Below are 24,900 nucleotides of genomic sequence, written 5' to 3'. Positions count from 1 at the left end.
AGGCCCTATACTCCTGCCGGACGCCGCAAATCGAGCGTCAGGGGAAATTCCGCTGATCGGGTTTCCGGCACAAGCGCGTAGGCGCCGGCTGTATGCCCCCACGGCTCGAAGCGTGCGAGCCTGCGGGCTTCCGCCTCGTTGCCATTGACTGGAAACGTGTCGTAACTGCGCCCGCCCGGATGGGCAACATGATAAATGCAGCCGCCGATCGAACGCCCCGACCATGTATCATAAATGTCGAATGTAAGCGGTGTGTTAACCGGCAAGGTCGGGTGCAAACCCGACGCGGGTTGCCATGCCTTGTAGCGGACACCGGCGATCGAGACGCCGTTGACGGCGGTCCCGGTCAAGGGAACCGGCCGGCCGTTGCAGGCGACGGTATAACGTTCGGGATTGGACGTATCGAGCTTCACCTGCAGACGTTCGACGGAACTGTCGACGTAGCGCACGGTGCCGCCGACGGCGCCCTGTTCGCCCATCACATGCCATGGCTCCAGCGCCTGACGCAGTTCGAGCTTGGCGCCCTCATACTCGACCTCCCCACAGAAGGGGAAGCGGAATTCGAGCTGGGCCGCGAACCATTCGGGCCGCAGGTCGAAACCATTGGCGCGCAGATCGTTCAGCACGTCGATAAAATCCTGCCAGACATAGTGTGGCAGCATGAAACGGTCATGCAGCGCCGTGCCCCAGCGCACGAGCCTGCCTTCGGCCGGGTTCTGCCAGAAGCGCGCGATGAGGGCGCGTATCAGCACCTGCTGGGCAAGGCTCATGCGGGCGTTCGGCGGCATTTCGAAGCCACGGAACTCGACGAGGCCGAGACGCCCCGTCGGACCATCCGGCGAAAACAGCTTGTCGATGCAGATTTCCGAGCGATGGGTATTGCCGGTGACGTCCGTCAGGAGATTGCGGAACAGGCGGTCGACCATCCAGGGCAGGGGTTGCGCGCCCTGGCCCGGCAGCGGCACCTGCGACATGGCGATCTCCATCTCATAGAGCGTGTCGTGTCGCGCCTCGTCGACGCGCGGCGCCTGGCTGGTCGGGCCGATGAACATGCCGGAGAAGAGATAGGACAGCGACGGATGCCGCTGCCAGTGCAGGATCAGGCTTTTCAAGAGGTCCGGCCGGCGCAGGAAGGGGCTGTCGTTGGGGTTCTGACCGCCGACCACCACATGGTTGCCGCCGCCGGTGCCGGTGTGGCGGCCGTCGATCATGAACTTGTCGGCGCCGAGCCGCGACTGGCGGGCTTCCTCATAGATCGCCGTGGTGATGTCGACGCAATCCTGCCAGTTGGATGCCGGGTGGATATTGACCTCGATGACGCCCGGATCGGGCGCGACGCGCATGACGTTGATGCGCTCGTCCTGCGGCGGCGCATAGCCTTCGATATGGATCGGCAGGCCGAGATCGGCGGCGGCCTTCTCGGCGGCGGCGATCAGATCGAGATAATCCTCGATACGCTCGACCGGCGGCATGAAGACGCAGAGCCGACCGTCGCGCGGCTCGACGCTGAGCGCGGTGCGCACCGCGCCGCGGATGTCGCCCGTGGATCCGGCGATGTTCTGCTCGTTGCGGCTTTGGCTCGGCTCGCTCGCCGTGCGGGATGCTTCCGCCAAGGCCCGCACCGGTGCGCTGTAGTCGGGCAGCGGACCGTGCGGGATCGAGGGATCGGCCGGATGGACATAGGGATATTGCGACGGCGGCACATAGGGCAGGGTGCCGAGCGGCATGCGGAAGCCGATCGGCGAATCACCGGGGATGAGGAAAATCTTGCCGCGGCGGGTGCGCCATCTCTCGCTCACCCATCGGCGTCCGCCGGCCTTGGCATTCCAGGCCTGAACGGGAAGGATGTAGCCGGTCGCGGTCGTCAGGCCGCGCTCGAACACCTTGGCGATGCGGGCGCGCTCTTCCGGGCTCTCAAGCTTGGAATTGGAGGGGTCGACGTTTTCGGGCAGGCTGCCTTCCTTGATGATCCATTCCGCCGGGTCTTCATAAGCCGGGATGATCATGTCGGGCTCGATCTCAAGCTCGGCGGCGATGCCGGTGAGGAGAGCCTCGGCCTGCCTGTCGGTCACCTTGGTGTCCTGGCCTTCGGCAGCGATCAGATCGGGATTGGACCAGATCGGCTTGCCGTCCTTGCGCCAGTAGAGCGAGAAGGTCCAGCGCGGCAGGCTTTCGCCGGGATACCACTTGCCCTGGCCGTAATGCAGGAAACCGCCGGGGGCGAAACGTTCGCGCAACCGGCGGATCAACTGGTCGGCCTTGTCGCGCTTGGTCGGGCCGACGGCACCGGTGTTCCATTCCTCCGATTCGAAATCATCGATCGAAACGAAGGTCGGCTCGCCGCCCATGGTAAGCCGCACGTCGCCGCCGGCGAGCACCTTGTCGACCTGTTCGCCACGTGCGTTCAGCGCCTGCCAGCTCTCCTCGGAAAACGGCTTGGTGATGCGCGGATGTTCGGCAACGCGCGCCACCTTCATGTCGAATTCGAACGTCGTGTTGGCGTCGCCATAGAGGCCGCCGGAGATTGGCGCGGCGTTGCGATAGTGCGGCGTGGCGGCTAGCGGGATATGGCTTTCGCCGGTCAGCAGGCCGGAGGTCGGATCAAGGCCGATCCAGCCGGCGCCGGGAATATAGACTTCGCACCAGGCATGCAGGTCGGTGAAATCGACCTCGGTGCCGGACGGGCCGTCAAGCGCCTTGAGATCGGGGGCCAGCTGGATGAGGTAGCCCGAAACGAAACGGGCGGCCAGCCCGAGATTGCGCAGGATCTGCACGAGTAGCCAGCTCGAATCACGGCAGGAGCCGAGTGCCAGCGTCAGCGTCTGTTCCGGTGTCTGGACGCCGGGTTCCATGCGGATGACGTAGTTGACCTTCTGCTGCAGGCGGGCATTGAGCCCGACGATGAAATCGATGGTTCGCACCGGGGTGAGGTCGACAGACGCGATATAATCGGCCAGCGCCGGGCTCATCGGCTCCGGCTGCATGTAGATCTTCAGGTCGTCTCGGATATCCTCCGGGTACTGGAAGGGGAATGTTTCGGCTTCTTCCTCGATGAAGAAATCGAACGGATTGTAGACCGTCATATCGGCGATCAGATCGACCTCGATCTTCAGCTCGGTGACCGGATCGGGAAAGACATAGCGGGAGAGATAGTTGCCGTAGGGATCCTGCTGCAGCGTGACGAAGTGATTGGAGGGCGCGACCTTAAGCGAGTTGCTGATCACCTTGGTCTTCGAATGCGCCGCCGGTTTCAGCCGGATGATCTGAGGACCGAGCCGTACCGGCTTGTCGTATTTGTAGTGTGTCAGGTGATGAATGCTTGCTTTGATCGCCATGCGGATTTTTGTCCCCTTGATGGTGGGTCTTTGCCACCATTGGGAAGACTTTGTGCAATGCGAAGAAAGATTGCAAGGCTGAAATATTGAGAGGAGATCCCTCGGTCGTCCGCACCTGGGGATGGCGGTGCTTGCGACCACCGGCAGCGAACTGCCGGTGGTCGACATAAATGGAACGACAGGTCTAGCGTTTCATCGAGACCAGGCTGAAATGGGCGCCTTGCGGATCGATGCCGCCAATGACCCAGGCCCCTCCGGGGACCTCCATGGGGCCCATGACGATCTTGGCGCCGCGCGAGGTTGCCCGTTCGACAGCGGCGTCGAGCGCGTCGACGTTGAAGTAATAGCCCCAGTAGGGCGCCGGAATTTCCGGCGTCTTGGTCATCATGCCGCCGATCTGCGCGCCGTTGTGGGTGAAGAGCTGGTAGACGCCCATCGGCCCCATATCCATCGCCTCGTCCTTCCCCCAGCCGAACATCTTCTGGTAGAAGGGGAACTCGACGGAAAGGTCGCCGGCCATCAGCTCGTGCCAGCCGACATTGCCATTGGCGTTCTGGGCAAGCTCAGGCATCTCGCCATCGCCAGCGCCCTTGAACAGGGCGAACACCGCGCCGTGCGGATCGGCGACGATGGCGAAGCGGCCGATGGTCGGGATATCGTCCGGCTTGCGATGCACCTTGCCGCCGAGTTCGGCGACCTTCCTTGCCGCGGCATCGACGTCATCGACGCCAATATAGCCGATCCAGGCCGGCGGCGCATTCATCTGCACCGCGCCTTCGGGCATCGTCATCAGGCTGGCAACGCGCACGCCGTCCGCCTTGAAAAGCGTGTAGCCGGCGCCGGGCATGCCGCTGTCCTCGGACGTCCAGCCGACGACGGCATCATAGAATTCTTCCGCCGCCTTGGTGTCGGTGGTCATCAGTTCGTACCAGACGAACGCTCCATGCTTATTGCTCATTGCAATCCTCCCTTGAATGGTTGCGGGACCCCGTGGCCGAAAGGGCAAAGGGTCAGACTGCGGAAATGCGGTTGTAGTCGGAAGACATGACAGGCTTCCAAGTGCCGTCGGGATTTTGCGTGCGGGACGAGAAATTCCGCGTGTTCTCGTCCTTGATCGTAATGATGTCCTGGTACCGCGCTGTCCTGCCGGCCTTCTCGAAGTCGGGACCTTCGCAGTCGAGCGTCAGCACCGTGCCGGTCTCGTCAAGCGTGCCTTCGTAGACCCAGAGATAGGTCATCACCGAACTGGCGAAAGAGCCGACATAACGCTTTTCGCAGGATCATAGCCGAGCATCATGATATTGGTCGCCTTGCTGCCGTCCGGCATGATCCCGGTCATCTCCGAGACAATCCAGGCGCCGCCCAGCGAGCGGGTTTCGTCGATCCATGCTGCCTCGGATGGCTGTTCGCCGTTGGCGTCGGGCATGTCGAAGGTGACACGCCAGCGGCCCGTCAGCTGCTCCAGCCACCGGTGTTGCTCCAGAATTTCAGCTTTCATCGCGATGGCCTCCTCGTCGGCGCGATCGGCGGGTTGGACAGGATCAGGCGCAGCAGGAGTGCGGCTGCGCCTTATCCTCATACTCGTCATGGCGCTTCACGAAGCTCAAGGTCGACGTTTCATTGCGCCCCTTGGGCGCCCGGTCGAGGATCATCAGCGTCGTCAGGATCTCCTCGCCGCCGCGGGCATAGTCGGAATAGGTGTGGTAGACATTGCCGGCATCGTCGCGGGCAAAGGCGCTCATGCCCGGAAGCTCGTCATTGGCCTGGTCGCCGGACATTTCGGTGAAATTGTAGAAGACCTTGCCGCCTTCCAATTCTTCCTTGGTGAAGGAGACGTGGAAATCGAAATTGAAATCGCTGCCGAAGGACGAGACCCAGGGGAACTTCCAGCCCATGCGCTTCTTGTAGGCTTCGATCTTGGCAAGCGGCGCGCGGGAAACGGCGACAAAGGTCACGTCATGGTGATTGAGGTGGGCAAGCGTGCCGTCGATATGGTCGGCGAGGAAGGAGCAGCCGGGGCAGCCGGCCTCCCAGTCGGGGCCGAACATGAAATGGTAGATCATCAGCTGGCTGCGGCCGTCGAACAGATCGGCGAGCGTCTTCTTTCCCGTCGGCGTGTCGAATGTATAGGCCTTGTCGATCCTGACCCAGGGCAGGTTCTGCCGCGCTGCGCGGATCTTGTCGCGGCGGCGCGTTTCTTCCTTTTCCTGCACCAGCAGCGCCTTGCGCGCCTCGAGCCATTCCTCGCGGGATACAACCGGATTCGTCAACATCGTTCATTCCTCCTCGAGAATTCGTGTTTCATTCCGCTTGACTAAATACGTTGATATCAACATTATTGCGCAATGTCAAAGCCTGGCGTTATTCCGTTCGAGACCACCCTTCATGTGCGCGACACATGCCTGTGCCTTCATGTGCAGCGTGCGGCGCGGGCTCTGGCGCGAAAATTCGACGAGGCGCTGCGTCCGCTCGACCTGACCAACGGGCAGTTTTCGCTGCTGATGGCGCTCAACCGGCCGGAGCCGCCGGGCATGGGCCCCGTCGCCCATCTGCTCGCCATGGATCGGACGACGCTGACGGCGGCGCTGAAGCCGCTGGAAAAGCGGGGGCTTTTGCAAACGATGTCCGATACCAAGGACCGGCGCCTGCGCCGGATGAAGTTGACGCCGGCAGGGCATGCCCTACTTTCCCGGGCGGTGCCGATCTGGGTCAAGACACATGCCGAGGTCGATGACGCGCTGGGCGAAGGCCGGCCTGACCGGTTGCGTTCGGACCTTCTGGCGCTCGCCTGAGCGCCATTCCATCTCCGCCGGAGGCGGCAACCCTTCAATCAACAGGAGAGAGCAGATGAGGATGATTTTCGTGAACCTGCCGGTCAAGGACGTTTCGCGTTCGAAAGCATTTTTCAGCGGGCTCGGTTTCAGTTTCAACCCGGACTATTCGAGCGACGATACGCTGTGCATGATCGTTGAGGAAAATATCTTCGTCATGCTGATGCATGAGGCACGCTTCAAGGAATTCATCATCGATGAAATCAGCGACACCAGCAAGACCACGGAAGTGCTGACGGCGCTGTCGGCCGCAAGCCGACAGGAGGTGGACGAGACGCTGGCCAAGGCGCTTTCGCTGGGCGGCAAGGAATGGCGGCCGGTGATGGATTATGGCTTCATGTATGGCTGCAGCTTCCAGGACCCGGACGGTCACGTCTGGGAACTGGCCTATATGGAACCGCAGCAGGCGAACTGATGCGGGCCTGCGGCTGAATTGGATGGGCGCCGGCCTGGCTGGCGCCTCTTTGGTGAGTGCTTGACGATTGTGCGGGCTCCCGCGCTTATCCGGCAGAGGGATGAAATCCACCGGCTGCTCCTTCGGGACCGCCAGAGCGAAGGGCAGGTTCGATGTCGATTTCCGAAGCGCAATTCATGAGGTCGGTGCTGGCGAACCCTGTCAATGCCGAACTCCTGACGATGCTGCCGATGCTCGGGCTGCCGCAATGCACGCTGACGGCAGGATGCCTCTTTCAGACCGTCTGGAATCTGCGATGCGGCAACGACGCCGCCTGGGGGGTAAAGGACTATGACGTCTTTTATTTCGATGACGGTGATCTGTCCTGGGAGGCGGAGGATGCCGTCATCCGCCGTGCCAGGGCGTTTTTGGGCGATGCCGGATTGAAGGTCGAAATCAGGAACCAGGCACGGGTGCATCTCTGGTACTTCGAAAAATTCGGCAAGGCCTATCCGCGGCTGGAATGTGTCGAAGACGGCATCGATCGCTACCTGATTTCCTGCACGCGGTTGGGAATCCGGGTGGCAGACCAAACGCTGCATGCTCCGGATGCCTCGAAGACATGTGGAACGGCGTTTTGCGGATGAACGCCGTCAACGCTCAGCCGGACCTTTTTGAAAGGAAGTGCAACGACTATCGTTCGCGCTGGCCGTGGCTGACGATCGGGGATTGAAAAAGTCGCCGAGGCGGTCCTGTGGCGGCCTCCTGGACTGCGCGCGGACGTCGGGTCGTCTAGCGGCGCGACGCCTTCGGACGGGCGAGGCCATCCAGGACGCGAGCAAGGACTTCGGTCGTGGCGCGCAGATCCTCGGCTCTGAATTCAGCGCCGAGCGCATCGGCCCAGGCGGCCTGCCGGGTCTGGATGTCGTGCAGCGTCGTCTCACCTTCTGACGTCAACACCAGCAGCTTTGCCCGTTGATGGGCCGGGTTTTCCTCGTAACGCACCAGCCCCTCGGCTTCGAGGAGATCGGCGATCCGCTGGACACCCTGACGTGCCAGGCCGAGAATGCGGCCGATGTCGGCAACCGACATATTGGCGTGGCTGGCCGCTGCCAGCACCTGCCAGCGGGCGCTGGTCTGGCCGCTCGGCTTTGCGAGCGCATCGCCCTCGGCGCTAAGATGCGCGGAAAGACGGATGACTGACATCGAGAAGGCTGCGAAGGCATCGCCTGCAGCGGTACGGTCTGGTTTTTTCATATTGACAACATATTGTCATTCTGTAAGGTGCGGATATGACAATATGTTGTCATACTAAGGCGCGTCAGGCAAGGGAGAACCGGGATGAAAATGACCTACAAGGGAAGCTGCCATTGCGGCCGCATTCGATATGAAGCCGATATCGACCTGGAGGCCGGTACGAGTCGGTGCAATTGCTCCATCTGCTCCAAGCGGCGGTTCTGGGGTGCGAACGTGAAGCCGGAAGACTTCCGCCTGTTGTGCGAGGAGGCTGGCATCGGTGACTACCAGTTCGGGACGATGAGCGGCCATCATCGGTTCTGCCTCGCTTGCGGCGTCGCGCCTTATGTCCATGGCTATGTCGAGGAGATCGGCGGCGCCTTCGTTTCCATCAATATCGCTTGCCTGGACGATATGGACCCCGCTGTGCTGGTGTCTTTGCCGGTCCAGTATATGGACGGCCTGCACAACAACTGGTGGAACGAACCAGCCGAAACGCGACATATGTGAGGGAAGGCACTCCTACCGAACAAGAAAAGGTCGAAGCAGCCTCTGAGCAAAATGCGGAATTGAGGACGTCAAGACCGCGCTCGGCACGGGCGCTGTGGTTTCCCGAGGCAATTCTGACTGCCGTGCTGCAAAAGTCCAATTGCCATGGCGATGCGCTCTCTCGGTAACGTCAGTTACCAATCGCACAAGTCAGTCATGCGACAGACTTGTGCGCGGCAAATATCCCCGAAGCAGCTCTCGTCCCGTCAGTGGTCGCCCAGATCGCGCACGGCGCCGCGGTCGGCGGAGGTGGCGAAGGCGGCGTAGGCCTTGAGCGCGGTCGTCACCTTGCGCTTGCGCTGTTCGACCGGCTTCCAGCCCTTGGCGTCCTGTTCGGCGCGGCGGGTGGCGATTTCGGCCTCGTCGAGGCGCAGCGAGATCGTCCGGTTGGGGATGTCGATGTCGATCATGTCGCCTTCCCGCACGATGCCGATCAGGCCGCCATTGGCGGCTTCAGGCGAAACGTGGCCGATCGAAAGACCCGAGGTGCCGCCGGAGAAGCGGCCGTCGGTAATCAGCGCGCAGGCCTTTCCAAGGCCCTTCGATTTCAGGTAGCTCGTCGGATAGAGCATTTCCTGCATGCCCGGTCCGCCCTTCGGGCCTTCGTAGCGGATGACGACGACGTCGCCGGCCTTGACCTCGTTGGCGAGGATCGCCTTGACGGAGGCATCCTGGCTTTCGAAGACGCGGGCGGGGCCTGAGAATTTCAGGATCGATTCATCCACGCCGGCGGTCTTCACGATGCAGCCGTTCAGCGCGATGTTACCCTTCAATACGGCCAAGCCGCCATCCTTGGAGAAGGGATGCTGGGCGTCGCGGATGACACCCTTTTCGCGGTCGAGGTCGAGGTCCTTCCAGCGGGCGCTCTGGCTGAAGGCGACCTGGGTCGGCACGCCGCCCGGAGCGGCGCTGAACAGTTCGAGCGCTGCCGGATTGTTGGTGACGGCGATGTCCCAGCTGGCCAGCGCTTCGGCGAGGGTCTTCGAATGCACCGTTGGCAGGTCGCTGTTCAACAGGCCGGCCCGGTCGAGTTCGCCGAGGATCGCCATGATGCCGCCGGCGCGGTGCACGTCTTCCATGTGCACGTCCGCCTTGGCCGGCGCCACCTTGGAGAGGCACGGCACCTTGCGCGACAGACGGTCGATGTCGTCCATGGTGAAGTCGACTTCGCCTTCGTGGGCGGCGGCGAGGATATGCAGGACGGTGTTGGTCGAGCCGCCCATGGCAATATCGAGCGCCATGGCGTTTTCGAAGGCGCCCTTGCTGGCGATCGTGCGGGGCAGGGCGGTGACGTCTTCCGCCTCGTAGTAACGCTTGGCGAGCGAGACGATCTCCCTGCCGGCGCGCAGGAACAGCTTTTCGCGGTCGGAATGGGTGGCAAGTGTCGAGCCGTTGCCGGGGAGCGACAGGCCGAGCGCCTCGGTCAGACAGTTCATCGAATTGGCGGTGAACATGCCCGAGCACGAGCCGCAGGTCGGGCAGGCGGAGCGCTCGATGACCTTGACGTCCTCGTCTGAGACCTTGTCGTCGGCGGCGGCAACCATGGCGTCGACCAGGTCGAGCGCATGGATCTTGCCGTCCGACAGCACGACCTTGCCGGCTTCCATCGGGCCGCCGGAAACGAAGATCACGGGGATGTTGAGCCGCAGCGACGCCATCAGCATGCCGGGGGTGATCTTGTCGCAGTTGGAAATGCAGACCATGGCGTCAGCGCAGTGGGCATTGACCATGTATTCGACCGAGTCGGCGATCAGTTCGCGCGACGGCAGCGAATAGAGCATGCCGTCATGGCCCATGGCGATGCCGTCATCGACGGCGATCGTGTTGAATTCCTTGGCAACGCCGCCATGGGCTTCGATCTCGCGCGCAACCAGCTGGCCAAGGTCCTTGAGGTGGACATGGCCGGGCACGAACTGCGTGAACGAGTTCACCACGGCGATGATCGGCTTGCCGAAATCGCTGTCCTTCATGCCCGTCGCGCGCCAGAGGCCGCGAGCGCCGGCCATGTTGCGGCCGTGGGTGGTGGTGCGGGAGCGATAGGCGGGCATGGACGTCTTCCTTGAACGTTAAGCCTGGGTAAGGGCGGATATGGGGAGCAGGGCTTACAATTGCAGCGGTTCCTATCGCAAAACTGCGCCCGCGTCACGATTTTCGTAACAATATTTCGTGTTTTTTCGACGGCGACCGGTCTTGCGAGGGAGCCGCACGACAGTTGACCTGCGCGAGGCGGATGACCGGTTTTCGTTGCACTGCGCCGCGGAATTTGTGCGCGCGGTTCGGTGCGTGGCGCGACGAGGAACGCGGTTCGCAAAGCTTTTTGAATTTCACGACGGGGCGATGACAAATCCCTAACCCATTCGGGGGATGCGCGCCGCGGCGTTTCATTCTTTATTGCTACTGCCGGACACTTTGCAATCGGCAATTTCATGACGCAAACATTTTTCCAGCCCCTCTCCGGCAACGGGGAAGGGCTTTTTCATTCTAGACCAGCGGGCTTTCGCGGCCGGCGAGGTAATCGCGGTTCAGCGCCTCGGCAATGTCTCTCGCATCGTCCTGTTCAAGGCCGGTCAGATCACGCCCGTCCGACGCTGCCGGCAGGCGGGTGATGATGTCGATCACGGTCCAGGTGCCGTTCGTTTCCTGGCGCAGGCTATAGCGGGGTTCGTTCATCGGCAGGATGTCCTACTGCATGTTTGCTTCAATCCTAGCCGATTTAAGGAAACATGCAGCACTTCCAAGTGCCGCAATTTCCTTTGTGCGTCTGAAAGCACGCGCGGCGCGGTTGTGGCGCCGTCTTGTTGAGGGCTGGTTCAACTGCGTTGGCAACACTCCGTGACATGTTCCGCCGGGAAACGGTGTCGGAATGAGTCGGCTTCCCCGCCGGACGTGTGTCCGGCGGGGCTTACCCGTGTTCAGGGCTGAGCGTGTGATGATCCCGTTCGGGGGTATTGGCAGAATATATCCATATCCCAGAGGGGCTATTTCGGTTGCGCTCAGATCGACGACTGTCTTCTGCGCCGAATTCTCAGTGTCGTCTCGAAAATCAATTTGTTGCGATAAGTAAGAAAGGGCGCCGGGGCATTCAAAAGGGCGGCTTCAATAAGCTTTTTTCTCATATAATGAACTGCTGCCTCCAATTCTTCAGTCCCGACGCTTGGATCAGCGGCTAATTGCTTGGCCACGGTTTTGGGCATCATGCTCTCCATAAAGCCGCATCATGCGGCTAGCGGAGACTATAGATCGCACAATATTGATGAGAAGAGTCAAGTATGGCGGAAATAAAGATCGTCGTTACCAAAGGATAAATCCTGCACCAGATGGAAACAGTTACCATCGACCAAGCGTTACCGCGACGCGCCGATAACACAGACCCGGTGAATATGCCTGGCAAGGTCGTGAGGCTACAAGCAGCGGCGCATTTCGTGGATGAGCCCAACCCTCGTCTAAGGGCGGCTTTCCGGCAGGACGCTCAAATTATCCTCTTTGGATACCCGCTCTTGCCCCAGTTCGTCGTTGCGAAGTCGATATTGGGGAGAAAGATCCATTATCGGGAGAAGAGATATGACCCGGTATGTCTCGGCCGCGGTCGGGGAGAGCCAAGTTCGGCTTATCAGTCGAACTTCTGCGCCGATTGCGAATTTGTGACGGGCCATGCGCACCTGCCGATCTGCTATCGTCCATCGCCAATGCCATCACGCCGAAGCATCTCTTCGAGCGCCTCGGCATCGATCGGAAGCATGCGGGAAACGTGGCCATTTTCCGGCGTCGCCGGTACGGTGATGAAGGTAGCGACGCGGCGATAGGCGAGCCAGGAGAGACCCTCGATCAATTCTTCGTCCTCATTCACCTCATAGTCGCCCGGGGCCAATGGACGATCGAGACCGTCCAGCGATGCCGGTGCGTTGAAATGAATGGTTCGGTGTATCGTGCGCGTCAGCATGATCGTCATCGTTTCTCTTGCGTCCGTTTCAAGCGGTCGCGTCAATTGCCGCCGTTCGCCGATCTACCAAAGGTAGTCTTCGAACGTGATGTAGGTTAAAAAGGCGAGGCTCAGCGCTGGACTCGCTCTGATCAGGAAGTCGACATATCGAAACCGGCGAAGGAAACGGCCCAGATTTCCCAGATAAGAGATGTTGAGAATGGAAGACATCCAGCGTCCTCCTTATCGATTGGGGCAGGGTAATGAACCCTTAGGCGACAGCGCCCGTATTGTTGGCTATCGACAATGATACAGTGCGCGCTTCTAGTTAGATTAGCAAACATTAAATTGTATTCAGCTGCAGACCGTCATCACCCCGATTGACATAAACACACCCAAATTTGGCGTTCGACTATTTTATTAGCGACCGCTAATCTCAACTTGCCGTGACCAGATACTAAACCGGCGCGGCTTTTACAGCGAAAGCGTTATTGACTTGTCAGTAAGATTTTGAGTTTCTCTATATTTTCTAGGCTATTTAGGATCCCGTCACCTTTTTGGTGGCGGGTTTTCTTTTCCCCAAAAGGCGATGAATGGCACTTCTTGCGAGTTTCACCAGATGGTTAAAAAGTGTAAATATTTAAGCGACGCCGTCGTTGTTAGCGCTTTTCGGACAGGCATGCGCATTTTGGTCGCCAATTGCGTCCTGGCTCTGTCAGGCACAGCCGCCTCGCAGGCCCGGGCAAGCTGCCGCTTCGAAAGGAACTCCGGCGCTGAGCAGGGGGCAGACCATGCGCCGATCAAGAAAAAGGGCTCGCCAATCTCTTGGCAAGCCCTTTGTCTTGGTAGGCAATTTGGATGGTGGGCGTGACAGGGATTGAACCTGTGACCCCTACGATGTCAACGTAGTGCTCTCCCGCTGAGCTACACGCCCATCCGATGTCGGCGCATAGACCACAAAACCTCTTGCGGCGTCAATAGGCTTTTATCGGCTTTTTGACAGGAAGTTTTGCGACCTCGTGGACGCCTTGCAAACCCGGCCTCAGGCGGCCAGCATCTTGTTCACTTCATCGACGAGATCGCGCAGGTGGAACGGCTTGGACAGCACCTTTGCATCCTTCGGGGCCTTCGAATCGGGATTCAGGGCGACGGCGGCAAAGCCGGTGATGAACATCACTTTCAGGTCCGGATCGAGCTCGGTTGCGCGGCGGGCAAGTTCGATGCCGTCCATTTCAGGCATGACGATGTCGGTCAGAAGGAGCGAGAACGGTTCTTCGCGCAGCCGGTCATAGGCGCTTGCGCCATTGTCGAAGGACAATACCTTGTAGCCGGCCTTTTCCAGGGCTTTCACCAGGAAACGGCGCATGTCGTTATCGTCTTCGGCGAGGAGAATTTTTGGACTCATGGATAAAGCCGTTGCACCTTACGTGTCGATGTCGGGAATTGCGGTGACTTTCAGGAAACCGCATGTGGGTAAATATCCGGTGAAGACATGAGGTCAAGCCCCGTTCACTGGCAGGAAACGACTATGGACATGAATGCTGCCTGCTGGCAACATACACGAAGCACCAAGATTGTGACATGGTAAAAAAGGGCTGCGATGGCGCAGAACGTCAGCGAAACCGAACACTTCGAAGTTCGCGAGCCGGAACTGCAGCGCATTCCTTTTGTGTTCAATTCCCCTCACAGTGGCCGGACCTATACCCAGTCCTTTCTCGATCAGTCGCGTTTGGACGGCCTGTCGATCCGTCGTTCGGAGGATCATTTCGTCGACGAGCTGTTCCATTGTGTGACAAATCTCGGTGCGCCCTTGCTGCTGGCGCATTTCCCGCGCGCTTTTCTCGACGTCAACCGCGAGCCCTACGAACTCGATCCGCGCATGTTCGAGGGGCAGTTGCCGCCCCATGCCAATATCAGTTCGATGCGGGTGGCCGGCGGCCTCGGCACCGTGCCGCGGCTGGTGGCGGAAAACATGGAAATCTACCGCAGCCGCTTTCCGGTCGCCGAGGCGCTGGAGCGGATCGAAACCATCTACAAGCCCTATCATGCCTGCCTGCGGCGGCTGATCGCCCGCACCCATGTCCAGTTCGGGCTGGCAGTGCTGATCGATTGCCATTCGATGCCGGGCAATATCCGGCTGGCCGGCACCGGCCAGCGTCCGGATTTCATCATCGGCGACCGCTACGGCACCAGCGCCGCAGCCGACCTGTCGCGCACGGCCGTCTCGTTGCTGGAGGATCTCGGCTTTTCGGTTGCCCGCAACAAGCCTTATGCCGGCGGCTTCATCACCGAGCACTACGGCCGGCCCGCGCGCGGGCTGCATGCCCTGCAGATCGAGATCAATCGCGGTCTCTATGTCGATGAGACGACGCTGCAGAAGAAGAACGGTTTTCGGACGCTGGCTGACGCCATAGGCATCTTCCTCGCCGGCCTTGCGGCGCATGTGGAAAAATACGCTGGGAATTCTTCGCTGGCGGCCGAATAGCGCTGCAGCGCCTTTCCAGCATCTCTCCCCAAAATCCAGGCAAAAAAAACCGCGCTTGTGGCGCGGCTAAGTCTAGGGAGGAAACACCCAAGGAGGGTATTTACAGCCACAAGTGACTGTAGGAAAAAGTTATTATTGCAGCGCACAATTGTCAAGCGGGATCGGGCTTTCCGTGCTGCGCTGCGCCATTTCCGAGTCGACGGAAGTTTGCTGAAAACGGCGGGTTTTCGAAGCGCTTTGGGAATTTTGAGGCACGTTCTTCCGAAAATCTCGGCAGATGTCGCTTCTCTCGCATAAATTGCCCGCGTTTTTCCTATTTTTCAGGCGTGGCCTTCTTTTTTAAAAAAATCTGCAATAAGCACGTTATGCACCCTCTTTCCTCGAATTTCGTGAGGCCCCATGCTGCCGGACCGTGAATTTTTCGACCGCCTCGCCGATGCGGCCAAGGCCGAAACACTGCCGCGTTTCCGCACCGGCATCAGCGTTGCCAACAAGGAGGCTGCCGGTTTCGACCCGGTGACCGAAGGCGACCGTGCGGCAGAAGCGGCGATCCGCAGCCTGATCGAAAGCCATTTCCCGGATCACGGCATTCTCGGCGAGGAATTCGGCAATGTCGGCCTCGACCGGGATTATGTCTGGGTCATCGACCCGATCGACGGCACGCGTGCCTTCATCTCCGGGCTGCCGGTCTGGGGCACGCTGATCGGCCTTTATCACAAGGGCGAGGCTGTGATGGGGCTGATGGACCAGCCTTTCACCGAGGAGCGCTATTTCGCCGACGGCAAGGATGCCTTCTATCGCGGCCGCGACGGCAACCGGAAGATCGCGACGCGCGCTTGCGCCGATCTTTCGCAGGCGATCCTGTTCACCACCTCGCCGCATCTCTATACCGGCGACATCAAGGCCCGGTTCGAGGCGGTGCAGAGCAAGGTGCAGCTCGCCCGCTACGGCTGCGATTGCTACGCCTTCGCGCTGCTCGCCTCCGGCCATATCGACGTCGTCATCGAATGCGGCCTGAAGCCCTATGACGTCGGCGGGCTCATCCCGCTGATCGAGCAGGCCGGCGGCATCGTCACCGACTGGAACGGCGGGCCGGCGGAAATGGGCGGCGAAATCATCGCGGCCGGCAGCGCAGAGGTTCACCGGCAGGCGCTGGCCATTCTAAAGGGCTGAGAGTCCGTTTGGAACGTCGCACGGGTCGATCCGCCGGGTCTTTTTGCGCTCCCTCGCGTCGCGCTTCTTGCCGGATATCCGGAGATATCGGCTGCAAATCGCTCCTCAGGGAGCACAAAAATCCCCCGACGGCTCTCAGCCGCCGAGTTTCCAAACGGACTCTGAGACGCTCTCGCCGGACGGCTCATCCGCATCCGTCATCGCCACATCGGCGCTGCTGCCGGGAATGAAGGCTTCGATCGCGGCGATCGCCTGGGCTCGGTAGTAATCGGCCTCCTGCAGCAGTTCGTGGCGGGCCCCGTCGATCGGAATCATGTGGCCGGCGCGGAAGTTGCGGGCAAGGTTCTCGACGGCGAGATGCGGCACGAGCAAGTCCCGCGTCGGTGCCAGCAGGATTGTCGGCACCCGGATCTGCGTCAGGTGCTCGCGGCTTGAAACGCGCCTGATCGCCTTGAAGGTCTCATGCAACCAGCGGGCGGTCGGCGGCCCCAGCGCCAGTTCCGGATGGATGTCGGTCAGCGCGGTGTTGCGGGCGAAGCGGCGCGCATCCGATGTCAGCAGGTTTTCCGAAAACGGCAGCGCGTCTTTGTCGCGCATCAAGGGCAGGAATCCCAGGCCGCACAGGCTGAAGGCGGCGGCGAGAAAACCGATCGTGCGGTGTCCAAACCTTTGAGCGCCAAGCGCGACGAAGGGCGCCAGGATCGCCAGGCGATCGATGCGGCTGGCGAGCAGCGGCGCCTGCGACAGCGCGACCAGCGCACCCATCGAATGGGCGATCATGAAGAAGGGCAGGCGCGTATCGGGCAGCACGATCCTGTCGAGGAAGATGGTGAGGTCGCGCTCGTAGTCGCTGAAGCGGCGGACATGGCCGCGGCGCGGCTTCTTCAGCAGGCGCTCCGAGCCCGCCTGGCCGCGCCAGTCGAAGGTCGCGACCCAGAGACCGCGCGCCGTCAATTCGCCGATGGTCTCGGCATATTTCTCGATCGATTCGTTGCGGCCCTGCAAAAGCACGACGGTGCCGCTCGCGACAGGCGCGGCGCATTTGAAAATAGCATAGCGGATTTTCTTGCCGCCGACCCCTTCGAAGAAGCCGACGGTATGATTGCTGGGGATCGGATTGTCCGGGGTGGAATGAAGGGTTGGCATCATGGCAAGGTCGGTCCGGCGGCGCTCTGCAAGTTGCGTGCTGATAACACTGGATACTCAGGACCCAACCTTGAAAGATTCCGATTAAGGAAGGGTGCAGGCTTGCGCATCAAGGGATAGGCGAGCACGCACCAGCCGTCAAAGAAAAAGCGGCCGGAAACGGTGGGGGGACAGATTTACCGTTCCCGGCCAGAGACAGTCGGTCGGCCGAGCAGGGCAGCCTGCGGGAGAAGGGACGTTCACCGTGCTGCCCGCCTTGTCTTCCGATCATGCCAATCTAGCCGGCTCAAGCTGAACGGCAGACGAACCGACCGTTCATTCTGCGTTTATCGAAAAAGGCTGTGTTTCCGGCGGCCCCAACTTGTTTTCCGGGTCTTGAAGGCCGGAAAAACAATCCCCATCTCATCGTTGCGGGCGCCGAAGGCGGGCCCGTCTAACCGGCTTTGCCATCGCCGCTTTTCGGGATGACAAGGCCATGATCGCTAACAGTTGCTCTCAAGAGGACACCATGCGTCACGTTGATTTTTCCCCCCTGTATCGTTCCACGGTCGGCTTCGATCGTCTCTTCACCATGCTTGACAGTCTCGGCCAGCCGGACCAGTCGCAGACCTACCCGCCCTACAATATCGAGCGGACCGGTGAAAACACCTACCGGATCACCATGGCCGTCGCCGGCTTCGATGAAACCGAGCTTTCGATCGAAGCGCGCGAGCACACGCTGACCGTCAAGGGTGAGAAGAGCGAAGAAAAGACCCCGGAAAACCAGTTCCTGTATCGCGGCATTGCCAAGCGCGCCTTCGAGCGCCGCTTCCAGCTTGCCGATCACGTGGAAATCCAGTCCGCTTCGCTGAAGCACGGCCTGCTTCACATCGATCTCCTGCGCGAGATCCCCGAAGCCGCCAAGCCGCGCCGCATCGAAATCAGCGCCGCGGCGTCGCAGCCCAAGCAGATCGAGGCGACCCAGGTCGATTCCGCCCAGATCGAAGCTGCTGCCAAGTAAGCGGATCACGAGATGAAGAAACGGCGTCCGGGAGGGCGCCGTTTTTTATTTGGTTCAACGGACAGGACCACCGCCATTGTTGAGCGGCGGCAGCCGCCCCCCTTTGCGCATATTTCTGGGCAATCACCGCAGGCCATCAACTGGATCTGGTGGACGCGATCTTCGTCGCCAGGCCGAACTATTCGGCCGGCTCTGCGGAAATCGGAAGCAGAGAGGCAAGGAGGACAGTCAGGACGAGAAGGAGGGTGAAGGTTTCAGGCAGGAAGCGGCGCATCGTCTCTCTTTACTCATTCAGGCGCCGCATCCATTGCCCGCGGGCCGGACTTAGCAAGCCGCGATAAATTGCTCCACGTCCTCCTTCGACGTCGCGAAGCTGGTGACCAGGCGATAGAGGCCTTCATCGGCCGCGATCGATCCCGCCAGGGTGTGTGGCACGGGCCAGTCGTAGAAGACGGCGCCCTTTTCTTCCAGCTTTTTTGCCGTGTCCTTCTTCAGGATGACGAAGAGTTCATTGGAGCCGCTCGGCCAGGCAAGCCGTGCGCCCTTCGATGCTTCGATGCCCTCGGCCAGCCGATACGCCATGCCGTTTGCGTGCCGGGCAAGGTCCAGCCAGAGGCCGCCTCCGAGATAGGCATCGAACTGGGCGGCGATGAAGCGGGACTTGGAGAAGAGCTGGCCGGAGCGCTTGCGCAGATAGTGCATCTGGCTGGCCTTGGCGGTATCGAACAGGATGAGCGCCTCGGCGCACCAGCAGCCGTTCTTCGTGCCGCCGAAGGAGAGCAGGTCGATGCCGCGTTTCCAGGTCATTTCAGCCGGGGTGACGTCAAGCGTCACCAGCGCATTGGCAAAGCGCGCACCGTCCATGTGCAGGGGCAGTTTGAATTTTCGGGCGATATGCGCGATCACGTCGATCTCTTCGAGACTGTAAACCGTGCCCGCCTCGGTGGCCTGCGTCATCGTGATCGCCATCGGCTGTCCGCCATGGACGAAGCCGGGCGGAAAGCGCTTGATCTCGGCCTCCAGTCTTACGGGATCGATCTTGCCCAACGGGCCGTCCACCGGGGTCATGCGGCTGCCGTGCGAGAAGAATTCGGGGGCGCCGCATTCGTCGACATTCACATGCGCCTCGCGATGGCAGAAGACATGGCCGCCCGGGCGGTTGGCGCTGGAAAGCGCCAGTGAATTGGCCGCCGTTCCGGTGGCGACGAAGAAGACGGCGACATCGCGTTCGAAAATCTCCGAAAGGGTCTTCTCAACCTTCTTGTCGAGGTCGCTGGTGCCATAGGCGGAGGCGTAGCCGCTGGTGGCTTTGACCAGGCTTTCGGCAATCACGGGATGGGCGCCCGCCCAGTTGTCGGAAGAAAAGATCATCGATGTGGTCCTGTGGTTTGCGGGCAAACGCTCCGGCGGGATTGGCTGGTCGCGACCATAAAGATGCTTCAGCGGCAATCAATCCGGAATTGCCGGATAAGGACAATGTCAGACCAGTTTGAAACCAAATTGAAGAAAATGGCGGGATGGCGAAAGAAAATTACAAAAACGCGAAATTAACCGCAATGTTCGGCAAAATCTCCCGGAATATTTTATATTGGTACCCTTGCGGTGCGGGGAGGTTTCTGGCATAGAGCCTATGAAATAGGACAGCAAGACTGTCCTATTTCGGTCTCACGACCGGAAAGACGCCGGAACGCCCGCGCAAAAGCGGTGGCCGGCCGACGATTGTCAACCGCGCCGGGCGCTCCATTGTCCGGGCCAACGTGGCAATCGCGATGGTCGCGAGCATCTTGCCTGATGCAGTAAACGCTTCATTTGCGACCGGCTCAGGATCATGCAACGATAATGCCGGCGCCGGCCTGGAACGGGAAACTTGCCCGCGAAAGCCTGCCTGGACTGCGGAAAATCCGGCTCAGCCGGGTCAACAGGAGGAAGACGATGACGGACTTTACGCCATCCACCGAAACTGGACTCAACACTGTGCGCCCAACGGCGACGGTTGAGAAAAACACCGCATTCCCGTCCGGCCTGCCGAAAAAACAGGGTCTCTATGACCCGAGGAACGAGCATGACGCCTGCGGCGTCGGCTTCGTTGCGCATATGAAGGGCCAGAAGTCGCACCAGATCGTCAAGGACGGCCTGTTCATCCTGGAAAACCTGACGCATCGCGGTGCAGTCGGTGCCGATCCGCTGATGGGCGACGGCGCCGGCATTCTCGTGCAGATTCCCGACCGCTTCTTCCGCGAGGAAATGGCGCTTCAGGGCGTGACCCTGCCGAAGGCAGGCGATTATGCCGTCGGCTATCTCTTCATGCCGCGCGACGAGGCGCAGATCGCCCACTTCAAGCAGGTGATCGCCGACGTCGTCGCGGAAGAAGGCCAGGTGCTGCTTGGCTTCCGCGAGGTGCCGGTCGACAATTCCTCGCTGTCGAAGGCACCTGAGATCGCCGCGACGGAGCCGCACCACCTGCAGGTGTTCATCGGTGCCGGCCGCGATGCAGCGACCAACGCCGAGTTCGAACGCCGCCTGTTCACGCTGCGCAAGGTGATCTCCAACCGTATCTATGACGCGTTCCATGGCGCCGAGACCGGTTTCTATCCGGTATCGCTGTCGTCGAAGACCATCGTCTACAAGGGCATGTTCCTCGCCTATCAGGTGGCCGCCTATTTCAAGGACCTGTCCGATCCGCGCTTCGAATCGGCAGTCGCGCTCGTCCACCAGCGGTTCTCGACCAACACCTTCCCCTCGTGGAAGCTGGCGCATCCTTACCGCATGGTCGCGCATAACGGCGAAATCAACACGCTTCGCGCCAACGTCAACTGGATGGCGGCGCGCCAGGCTTCGGTGTCCTCGCCCCTGTTCGGCGACGATATCTCCAAGCTCTGGCCGATTTCCTACGAAGGTCAGTCGGATACGGCCTGTTTCGACAACGCGCTCGAATTCCTGGTGCAGGGCGGCTATCCGCTGTCGCATGCCGTCATGATGCTGATCCCGGAAGCCTGGGCCGGCAACCAGCTGATGGCGCCGGCACGCAAGGCCTTCTACGAATATCATGCTGCCCTGATGGAGCCGTGGGATGGTCCGGCCGCCGTCTGCTTTACCGATGGCAGGCAGATCGGCGCGACGCTCGACCGCAACGGCCTGCGTCCGGCCCGCTATCTCGTCACCGATGACGACCGCGTCATCCTGGCGTCCGAAGCCGGCACCCTGCCGGTGAAGGAAGAAAGCATCGTCAAGAAGTGGCGGCTGCAGCCGGGCAAGATGCTGCTGATCGACATGGAGGAAGGCCGCATCATCTCCGACGAGGAGGTGAAGTCGAAGCTCGCCAACGAGCACCCCTATCGCCAGTGGCTGGACAACACCCAGCTCATCCTGGAGGATCTGAAGCCCGTCGAGCCGCGCGCGCTGCGCCGTGACGTGTCGCTGCTCGACCGCCAGCAGGCCTTCGGCTACAGCCAGGAAGACACCAAGATCCTGATGTCGCCGATGGCGACGACCGGCCAGGAAGCGATCGGCTCGATGGGGACCGACACGCCGATTTCGGCAATGTCGGACAAGACCAAGCTGCTCTACACCTATTTCAAGCAGAACTTTGCGCAGGTCACCAACCCGCCGATCGATCCGATCCGCGAGGAGCTGGTGATGAGCCTCGTCTCCTTCATCGGGCCGCGGCCGAACATTCTCGACCATGCCGGCATGTCGCATGCCAAGCGGCTCGAAGTGCGTCAGCCGATCCTGACCAATGGCGATCTGGAAAAGATCCGCTCGATCGGCCACACGGAAGACCGGTTCGACACCAAGACGCTCGACTTCACCTATGACGTCGGGCGTGGCGCCGAAGGCATGCCGGAAATTCTCGACCGGCTCTGCGAGCGGGCGGAAGCGGCCGTCAAGGGCGGTTACAACATCATCGTGCTGTCCGACCGCCAGATCGGCCCGGACCGCATCGCGATCCCCGCACTTCTGGCGACCGCTGCCGTGCATCATCACCTGATCCGCAAGGGGCTGCGCACCTCCGTCGGCCTGGTCGTCGAGAGCGGCGAGCCGCGCGAAGTGCACCATTTCTGCCTGCTCGCGGGCTATGGAGCCGAAGCGATCAACCCCTATCTCGCCTTCGATACGCTCACCGACATGCACAAGCGCGGCGAGTTTCCGAAGGAAGTCGATGGCGGCGAAATCGTCTATCGCTACATCAAGGCGGTCGGCAAGGGCATTCTCAAGGTCATGTCCAAGATGGGCATCTCGACCTATCAGTCCTATTGCGGCGGCCAGATATTCGACGCCGTGGGTCTCTCGTCCGAACTCGTCGACCGCTATTTCTTCGGCACGGCGACGCAGATCGAGGGCATCGGCCTTATGGAGATCGCCAGGGAAACCTTCAACCGTCACAAGGCGGCTTTCGGTTCCGACCCGATCCTTGCCAACACGCTCGATATCGGCGGCGAATATGCCTACCGCATGCGCGGCGAGGGTCATGCCTGGTCGCCGGACGCCGTCGCCTCGCTGCAGCATGCCGTGCGCGGCAATGCCGTCGAGCGCTACCGCGAATTTGCCGAGATGGTGAATGGTGCCGCACTGCGCATGAACACCATTCGTGGCCTGTTCTCGATCAGGTCAGCCGAGGCGCTCGGCCGCAAGCCGATCCCGATCGACGAGGTCGAGCCGGCCGTCAACATCGTCAAGCGCTTCTCGACAGGGGCGATGTCCTTCGGCTCGATCAGCCGCGAGGCGCATACAACGCTGGCCATTGCGATGAACAGCATCGGCGGCAAGTCCAACACCGGCGAAGGCGGCGAGGAGAGCGATCGCTACTTCCCGCTCTATGACGGTTCGCCGAACCCCGAGCGATCCGCCATCAAGCAGGTGGCGTCCGGCCGCTTCGGCGTCACGACCGAGTACCTAGTCAATGCCGATATGCTGCAGATCAAGGTGGCGCAGGGGGCCAAGCCCGGCGAGGGTGGCCAGCTGCCCGGCCACAAGGTCGATGCGACGGTTGCCAAGACCCGGCATTCGACGCCGGGCGTCGGCCTGATCTCGCCGCCGCCGCACCATGACATCTACTCGATCGAGGATCTGGCGCAGCTGATCTACGACCTGAAGAACGTCAACCCGCAAGCTGATGTTTCGGTGAAGCTCGTTTCCGAAGTCGGCGTCGGCACGGTTGCGGCCGGCGTTGCCAAGGCGCGCGCCGATCACATCACCATCTCCGGCTATGACGGCGGCACGGGTGCCTCGCCGCTGACCTCGCTGAAGCATGCCGGTAGCCCATGGGAAATCGGCCTTGCCGAAACCCATCAGACACTGGTGCTGAACGGGCTTCGCTCGCGCATCGCGCTGCAGGTCGATGGTGGCCTGAAGACCGGCCGCGACGTCATCATCGGCGCGCTGCTCGGTGCCGACGAGTTCGGCTTCTCGACGGCACCGCTGATTGCCGCCGGCTGCATCATGATGCGCAAGTGCCACCTCAACACCTGTCCGGTGGGCGTGGCGACACAGGATCCTGTCCTGCGCAAGCGCTTCAAGGGCGCGCCGGAGCACGTGGTCAACTACTTCTTCTTCGTGGCCGAAGAAGTGCGCGAAATCCTCGCATCGCTCGGCTTTGCCAGGTTCGACGACATCATCGGCCTTTCCGAACTGCTCGAGAAGGACGCGATGATCTCGCACTGGAAGGCCAATGGTCTCGACTTCTCCCGCATCTTCCACAAGGTCGATGCGCCGAAGGAAAAGACCTACTGGACCGAGAAGCAGAACCACCCGATCCACGACATCCTCGACCGCAAGCTGATTGCGGCCGCACAGCCGGCGCTGGAAGCGAAGACCCCGGTCTCGATCGAGGTCGACATCAAGAACGTCGACCGTTCGGCTGGCGGGATGTTGTCGGGCGAAGTCGCCAAGCGCTATCGTCACAAGGGCCTGAAGGATGACACGATCTCGGTGAAGCTGCGCGGCACGGCCGGCCAGTCCTTCGGTGCCTTCCTGGCACGCGGCATCACCTTCGAGCTGATCGGCGACGGCAACGACTATGTCGGCAAGGGCCTTTCGGGCGGCCGCATCGTCGTGCGCCCGCCGGAAAACTCGAAGATCGTCGCGGCGAAGTCGATCATCGTCGGCAACACGGTGCTCTACGGTGCCATCTCGGGCGAATGCTACTTCAACGGCGTCGCCGGCGAACGCTTCGCCGTGCGGAACTCCGGCGCCATCGCGGTCGTCGAGGGCGTGGGCGACCACGGCTGCGAATACATGACCGGCGGTGTGGTGGTGGTTCTTGGCGAGACGGGCCGCAACTTCGCGGCCGGCATGTCGGGCGGCGTCGCCTATGTGCTGGACGAGAGCGACGATTTCCCCAAGCGCTGCAACATGGCGATGGTCGAGCTCGAGCCGGTTCCGGAAGAGGACGACATGCTGGAGAAGCTGCATCATCACGGCGGCGATCTCATGCACAAGGGCAGGGTGGATGTGTCCGGCGACATGACGCGCCATGACGACGAGCGGCTCTACCAGCTGATCTCGAACCATCTGCACTACACCGGCTCGCCGCGCGCCAAGGAAATCCTCGACCACTGGGTCGAGTTCCGGCCGAAATTCCGCAAGGTCATGCCGGTCGAATACCGGCGTGCGCTGGAGGAAATGGAGCGCATGCGGATGGGCATCGCGGCGGAGTGATGCCGCACGGCGCTGCCGTTCATCGGGTGATTTCGGCGGGTGTCGCGGTCGCTGTTCCGGCGATCGCGTTCATGGCGAACGGCGAAATCGATATGGAATTCATTGTGCTGGGGGCGCTGATCGGCTTCGCCTACTGGTACTGGGGTCCCGCGTGGCCTCCTCTATGATATAAGGG

Annotated in this window: 21 protein-coding genes, 1 tRNA gene and 1 pseudogene; 9 read left to right on the top strand and 14 right to left on the bottom strand. The window is 61.1% G+C overall.

Annotated elements, in window-relative coordinates; genetic code table 11:
* Positions 1 to 5 precede the first annotated feature (5 nt).
* From A3AY_RS0122565 to A3AY_RS0122550, 4 genes and pseudogenes are all read right to left on the bottom strand, one after another.
* On the bottom strand, positions 6 to 3,335 hold the full coding sequence (locus A3AY_RS0122565; protein ID WP_018327954.1) for a transglutaminase family protein: 3,330 nt from the start codon (positions 3,333 to 3,335) through the stop codon (positions 6 to 8).
* Between the two features lie 184 nt (positions 3,336 to 3,519).
* The gene (locus A3AY_RS0122560) at positions 3,520 to 4,293 is read right to left on the bottom strand and encodes a VOC family protein (RefSeq protein ID WP_018327953.1); all 774 of its coding nucleotides are present in this window, start codon (positions 4,291 to 4,293) and stop codon (positions 3,520 to 3,522) included.
* A 52-nt stretch (positions 4,294 to 4,345) separates the two neighbouring features.
* Positions 4,346 to 4,761, bottom strand: a pseudogene (locus A3AY_RS38125) (DUF1579 domain-containing protein).
* A gap of 115 nt (positions 4,762 to 4,876) precedes the next feature.
* The gene (locus A3AY_RS0122550; protein WP_026203722.1) at positions 4,877 to 5,605 is read right to left on the bottom strand and encodes a DUF899 domain-containing protein; all 729 of its coding nucleotides are present in this window, start codon (positions 5,603 to 5,605) and stop codon (positions 4,877 to 4,879) included.
* Between the two features lie 75 nt (positions 5,606 to 5,680).
* Between A3AY_RS0122550 and A3AY_RS0122545 the strand changes: the two genes are divergently transcribed.
* From A3AY_RS0122545 to A3AY_RS35865, 3 genes are all read left to right on the top strand, one after another.
* Positions 5,681 to 6,127 carry a MarR family winged helix-turn-helix transcriptional regulator gene (locus A3AY_RS0122545; RefSeq protein ID WP_018327951.1) on the top strand — a complete coding sequence of 149 codons (447 nt, stop codon included), beginning with the start codon at positions 5,681 to 5,683 and terminating at the stop codon, positions 6,125 to 6,127.
* Positions 6,128 to 6,182: 55 nt separating this feature from the next.
* Complete coding sequence (locus tag A3AY_RS0122540) at positions 6,183 to 6,581, top strand: VOC family protein (RefSeq protein WP_018327950.1); 399 nt, start codon at positions 6,183 to 6,185, stop codon at positions 6,579 to 6,581.
* Between the two features lie 152 nt (positions 6,582 to 6,733).
* Entirely contained in the window at positions 6,734 to 7,207 is a 474-nt protein-coding gene (locus A3AY_RS35865) for a nucleotidyltransferase family protein (RefSeq protein WP_338053488.1), read from the top strand.
* Positions 7,208 to 7,352: 145 nt separating this feature from the next.
* Here A3AY_RS35865 and A3AY_RS0122530 read toward each other — a convergent pair whose 3' ends face one another.
* Positions 7,353 to 7,817 carry a MarR family winged helix-turn-helix transcriptional regulator gene (locus tag A3AY_RS0122530; protein ID WP_018327948.1) on the bottom strand — a complete coding sequence of 155 codons (465 nt, stop codon included), beginning with the start codon at positions 7,815 to 7,817 and terminating at the stop codon, positions 7,353 to 7,355.
* Between the two features lie 84 nt (positions 7,818 to 7,901).
* On the opposite strand from A3AY_RS0122530, the gene A3AY_RS0122525 reads away from it, so the two are divergent.
* The gene (locus tag A3AY_RS0122525) at positions 7,902 to 8,306 is read left to right on the top strand and encodes a GFA family protein (RefSeq protein ID WP_018327947.1); all 405 of its coding nucleotides are present in this window, start codon (positions 7,902 to 7,904) and stop codon (positions 8,304 to 8,306) included.
* 245 nt (positions 8,307 to 8,551) lie between these two features.
* Here A3AY_RS0122525 and ilvD read toward each other — a convergent pair whose 3' ends face one another.
* The 7 genes from ilvD to cpdR1 all read right to left on the bottom strand — a co-directional run bounded on the left by ilvD (position 8,552) and on the right by cpdR1 (position 13,669).
* A complete protein-coding gene (gene ilvD / locus A3AY_RS0122520; RefSeq protein ID WP_018327946.1) occupies positions 8,552 to 10,393 on the bottom strand; it encodes a dihydroxy-acid dehydratase in 1,842 nt (613 codons plus the stop codon).
* A 433-nt stretch (positions 10,394 to 10,826) separates the two neighbouring features.
* Positions 10,827 to 11,015, bottom strand: a complete 189-nt coding sequence (locus A3AY_RS0122515; protein ID WP_018327945.1) for a hypothetical protein — start codon at positions 11,013 to 11,015, stop codon at positions 10,827 to 10,829.
* Between the two features lie 323 nt (positions 11,016 to 11,338).
* Positions 11,339 to 11,539 carry a hypothetical protein gene (locus A3AY_RS0122510; RefSeq protein WP_018327944.1) on the bottom strand — a complete coding sequence of 67 codons (201 nt, stop codon included), beginning with the start codon at positions 11,537 to 11,539 and terminating at the stop codon, positions 11,339 to 11,341.
* A 249-nt stretch (positions 11,540 to 11,788) separates the two neighbouring features.
* Positions 11,789 to 11,998, bottom strand: coding sequence for a hypothetical protein (locus A3AY_RS40690; RefSeq protein WP_083926017.1), 210 nt, complete (start codon positions 11,996 to 11,998; stop codon positions 11,789 to 11,791).
* A gap of 17 nt (positions 11,999 to 12,015) precedes the next feature.
* Positions 12,016 to 12,285 carry a hypothetical protein gene (locus A3AY_RS0122505; RefSeq protein ID WP_026203720.1) on the bottom strand — a complete coding sequence of 90 codons (270 nt, stop codon included), beginning with the start codon at positions 12,283 to 12,285 and terminating at the stop codon, positions 12,016 to 12,018.
* 838 nt (positions 12,286 to 13,123) lie between these two features.
* Positions 13,124 to 13,198 (bottom strand) — tRNA-Val (locus A3AY_RS0122495).
* Between the two features lie 108 nt (positions 13,199 to 13,306).
* Positions 13,307 to 13,669 carry a response regulator CpdR1 gene (gene cpdR1, locus A3AY_RS0122490; RefSeq protein WP_018327941.1) on the bottom strand — a complete coding sequence of 121 codons (363 nt, stop codon included), beginning with the start codon at positions 13,667 to 13,669 and terminating at the stop codon, positions 13,307 to 13,309.
* Between the two features lie 195 nt (positions 13,670 to 13,864).
* On the opposite strand from cpdR1, the gene A3AY_RS0122485 reads away from it, so the two are divergent.
* Together A3AY_RS0122485 and hisN are read left to right on the top strand one after the other, a co-directional pair.
* Positions 13,865 to 14,749: an N-formylglutamate amidohydrolase gene (locus A3AY_RS0122485; RefSeq protein WP_018327940.1), complete on the top strand. Its 885-nt coding sequence runs from the start codon at positions 13,865 to 13,867 to the stop codon at positions 14,747 to 14,749.
* A gap of 399 nt (positions 14,750 to 15,148) precedes the next feature.
* The gene (gene hisN, locus A3AY_RS0122480; RefSeq protein ID WP_018327939.1) at positions 15,149 to 15,922 is read left to right on the top strand and encodes a histidinol-phosphatase; all 774 of its coding nucleotides are present in this window, start codon (positions 15,149 to 15,151) and stop codon (positions 15,920 to 15,922) included.
* A gap of 135 nt (positions 15,923 to 16,057) precedes the next feature.
* Here hisN and A3AY_RS0122475 read toward each other — a convergent pair whose 3' ends face one another.
* Positions 16,058 to 17,071 (bottom strand): alpha/beta fold hydrolase, encoded by a 1,014-nt coding sequence (locus A3AY_RS0122475; RefSeq protein ID WP_018327938.1) that lies wholly within the window; start codon positions 17,069 to 17,071, stop codon positions 16,058 to 16,060.
* Between the two features lie 505 nt (positions 17,072 to 17,576).
* Between A3AY_RS0122475 and A3AY_RS0122470 the strand changes: the two genes are divergently transcribed.
* Positions 17,577 to 18,068, top strand: a complete 492-nt coding sequence (locus A3AY_RS0122470; protein WP_018327937.1) for an Hsp20 family protein — start codon at positions 17,577 to 17,579, stop codon at positions 18,066 to 18,068.
* A gap of 324 nt (positions 18,069 to 18,392) precedes the next feature.
* Here the strand turns inward: A3AY_RS0122470 and A3AY_RS0122460 are convergent, their stop codons facing one another.
* Positions 18,393 to 19,439: a threonine aldolase family protein gene (locus A3AY_RS0122460; protein WP_018327935.1), complete on the bottom strand. Its 1,047-nt coding sequence runs from the start codon at positions 19,437 to 19,439 to the stop codon at positions 18,393 to 18,395.
* A gap of 561 nt (positions 19,440 to 20,000) precedes the next feature.
* Between A3AY_RS0122460 and gltB the strand changes: the two genes are divergently transcribed.
* Both gltB and A3AY_RS39820 read left to right on the top strand, forming a co-directional pair.
* A complete protein-coding gene (gltB, locus tag A3AY_RS0122455; protein WP_026203719.1) occupies positions 20,001 to 24,725 on the top strand; it encodes a glutamate synthase large subunit in 4,725 nt (1,574 codons plus the stop codon).
* Complete coding sequence (locus tag A3AY_RS39820) at positions 24,725 to 24,892, top strand: hypothetical protein (protein WP_018327933.1); 168 nt, start codon at positions 24,725 to 24,727, stop codon at positions 24,890 to 24,892. Before gltB ends, A3AY_RS39820 begins: the two co-directional genes overlap by 1 nt.
* The last annotated feature ends 8 nt before the right edge of the window (positions 24,893 to 24,900 follow it).

Origin of the sequence: Rhizobium giardinii bv. giardinii H152, from assembly GCF_000379605.1 — a bacterium.
GTDB classification, from domain to species: Bacteria; Pseudomonadota; Alphaproteobacteria; order Rhizobiales; family Rhizobiaceae; genus Pararhizobium; species Pararhizobium giardinii.
This window is presented reverse-complemented; position numbering and strand designations above follow the sequence as displayed.

Coding starts and splice junctions, on each gene's coding strand:
- A3AY_RS0122565 (WP_018327954.1), bottom strand. CDS start 3,335: ATGGCGATCAAAGCAAGCATTCATCACCTGACACACTACAAATACGAC.
- A3AY_RS0122560 (WP_018327953.1), bottom strand. CDS start 4,293: ATGAGCAATAAGCATGGAGCGTTCGTCTGGTACGAACTGATGACCACC.
- A3AY_RS0122545 (WP_018327951.1), top strand. CDS start 5,681: ATGTCAAAGCCTGGCGTTATTCCGTTCGAGACCACCCTTCATGTGCGC.
- A3AY_RS0122540 (WP_018327950.1), top strand. CDS start 6,183: ATGAGGATGATTTTCGTGAACCTGCCGGTCAAGGACGTTTCGCGTTCG.
- A3AY_RS35865 (WP_338053488.1), top strand. CDS start 6,734: ATGTCGATTTCCGAAGCGCAATTCATGAGGTCGGTGCTGGCGAACCCT.
- A3AY_RS0122530 (WP_018327948.1), bottom strand. CDS start 7,817: ATGAAAAAACCAGACCGTACCGCTGCAGGCGATGCCTTCGCAGCCTTC.
- A3AY_RS0122525 (WP_018327947.1), top strand. CDS start 7,902: ATGAAAATGACCTACAAGGGAAGCTGCCATTGCGGCCGCATTCGATAT.
- ilvD (WP_018327946.1), bottom strand. CDS start 10,393: ATGCCCGCCTATCGCTCCCGCACCACCACCCACGGCCGCAACATGGCC.
- A3AY_RS0122515 (WP_018327945.1), bottom strand. CDS start 11,015: ATGAACGAACCCCGCTATAGCCTGCGCCAGGAAACGAACGGCACCTGG.
- A3AY_RS0122510 (WP_018327944.1), bottom strand. CDS start 11,539: ATGCCCAAAACCGTGGCCAAGCAATTAGCCGCTGATCCAAGCGTCGGG.
- A3AY_RS40690 (WP_083926017.1), bottom strand. CDS start 11,998: ATGGCCCGTCACAAATTCGCAATCGGCGCAGAAGTTCGACTGATAAGC.
- A3AY_RS0122505 (WP_026203720.1), bottom strand. CDS start 12,285: ATGCTGACGCGCACGATACACCGAACCATTCATTTCAACGCACCGGCA.
- cpdR1 (WP_018327941.1), bottom strand. CDS start 13,669: ATGAGTCCAAAAATTCTCCTCGCCGAAGACGATAACGACATGCGCCGT.
- A3AY_RS0122485 (WP_018327940.1), top strand. CDS start 13,865: ATGGCGCAGAACGTCAGCGAAACCGAACACTTCGAAGTTCGCGAGCCG.
- hisN (WP_018327939.1), top strand. CDS start 15,149: ATGCTGCCGGACCGTGAATTTTTCGACCGCCTCGCCGATGCGGCCAAG.
- A3AY_RS0122475 (WP_018327938.1), bottom strand. CDS start 17,071: ATGATGCCAACCCTTCATTCCACCCCGGACAATCCGATCCCCAGCAAT.
- A3AY_RS0122470 (WP_018327937.1), top strand. CDS start 17,577: ATGCGTCACGTTGATTTTTCCCCCCTGTATCGTTCCACGGTCGGCTTC.
- A3AY_RS0122460 (WP_018327935.1), bottom strand. CDS start 19,439: ATGATCTTTTCTTCCGACAACTGGGCGGGCGCCCATCCCGTGATTGCC.
- gltB (WP_026203719.1), top strand. CDS start 20,001: ATGACGGACTTTACGCCATCCACCGAAACTGGACTCAACACTGTGCGC.
- A3AY_RS39820 (WP_018327933.1), top strand. CDS start 24,725: ATGCCGCACGGCGCTGCCGTTCATCGGGTGATTTCGGCGGGTGTCGCG.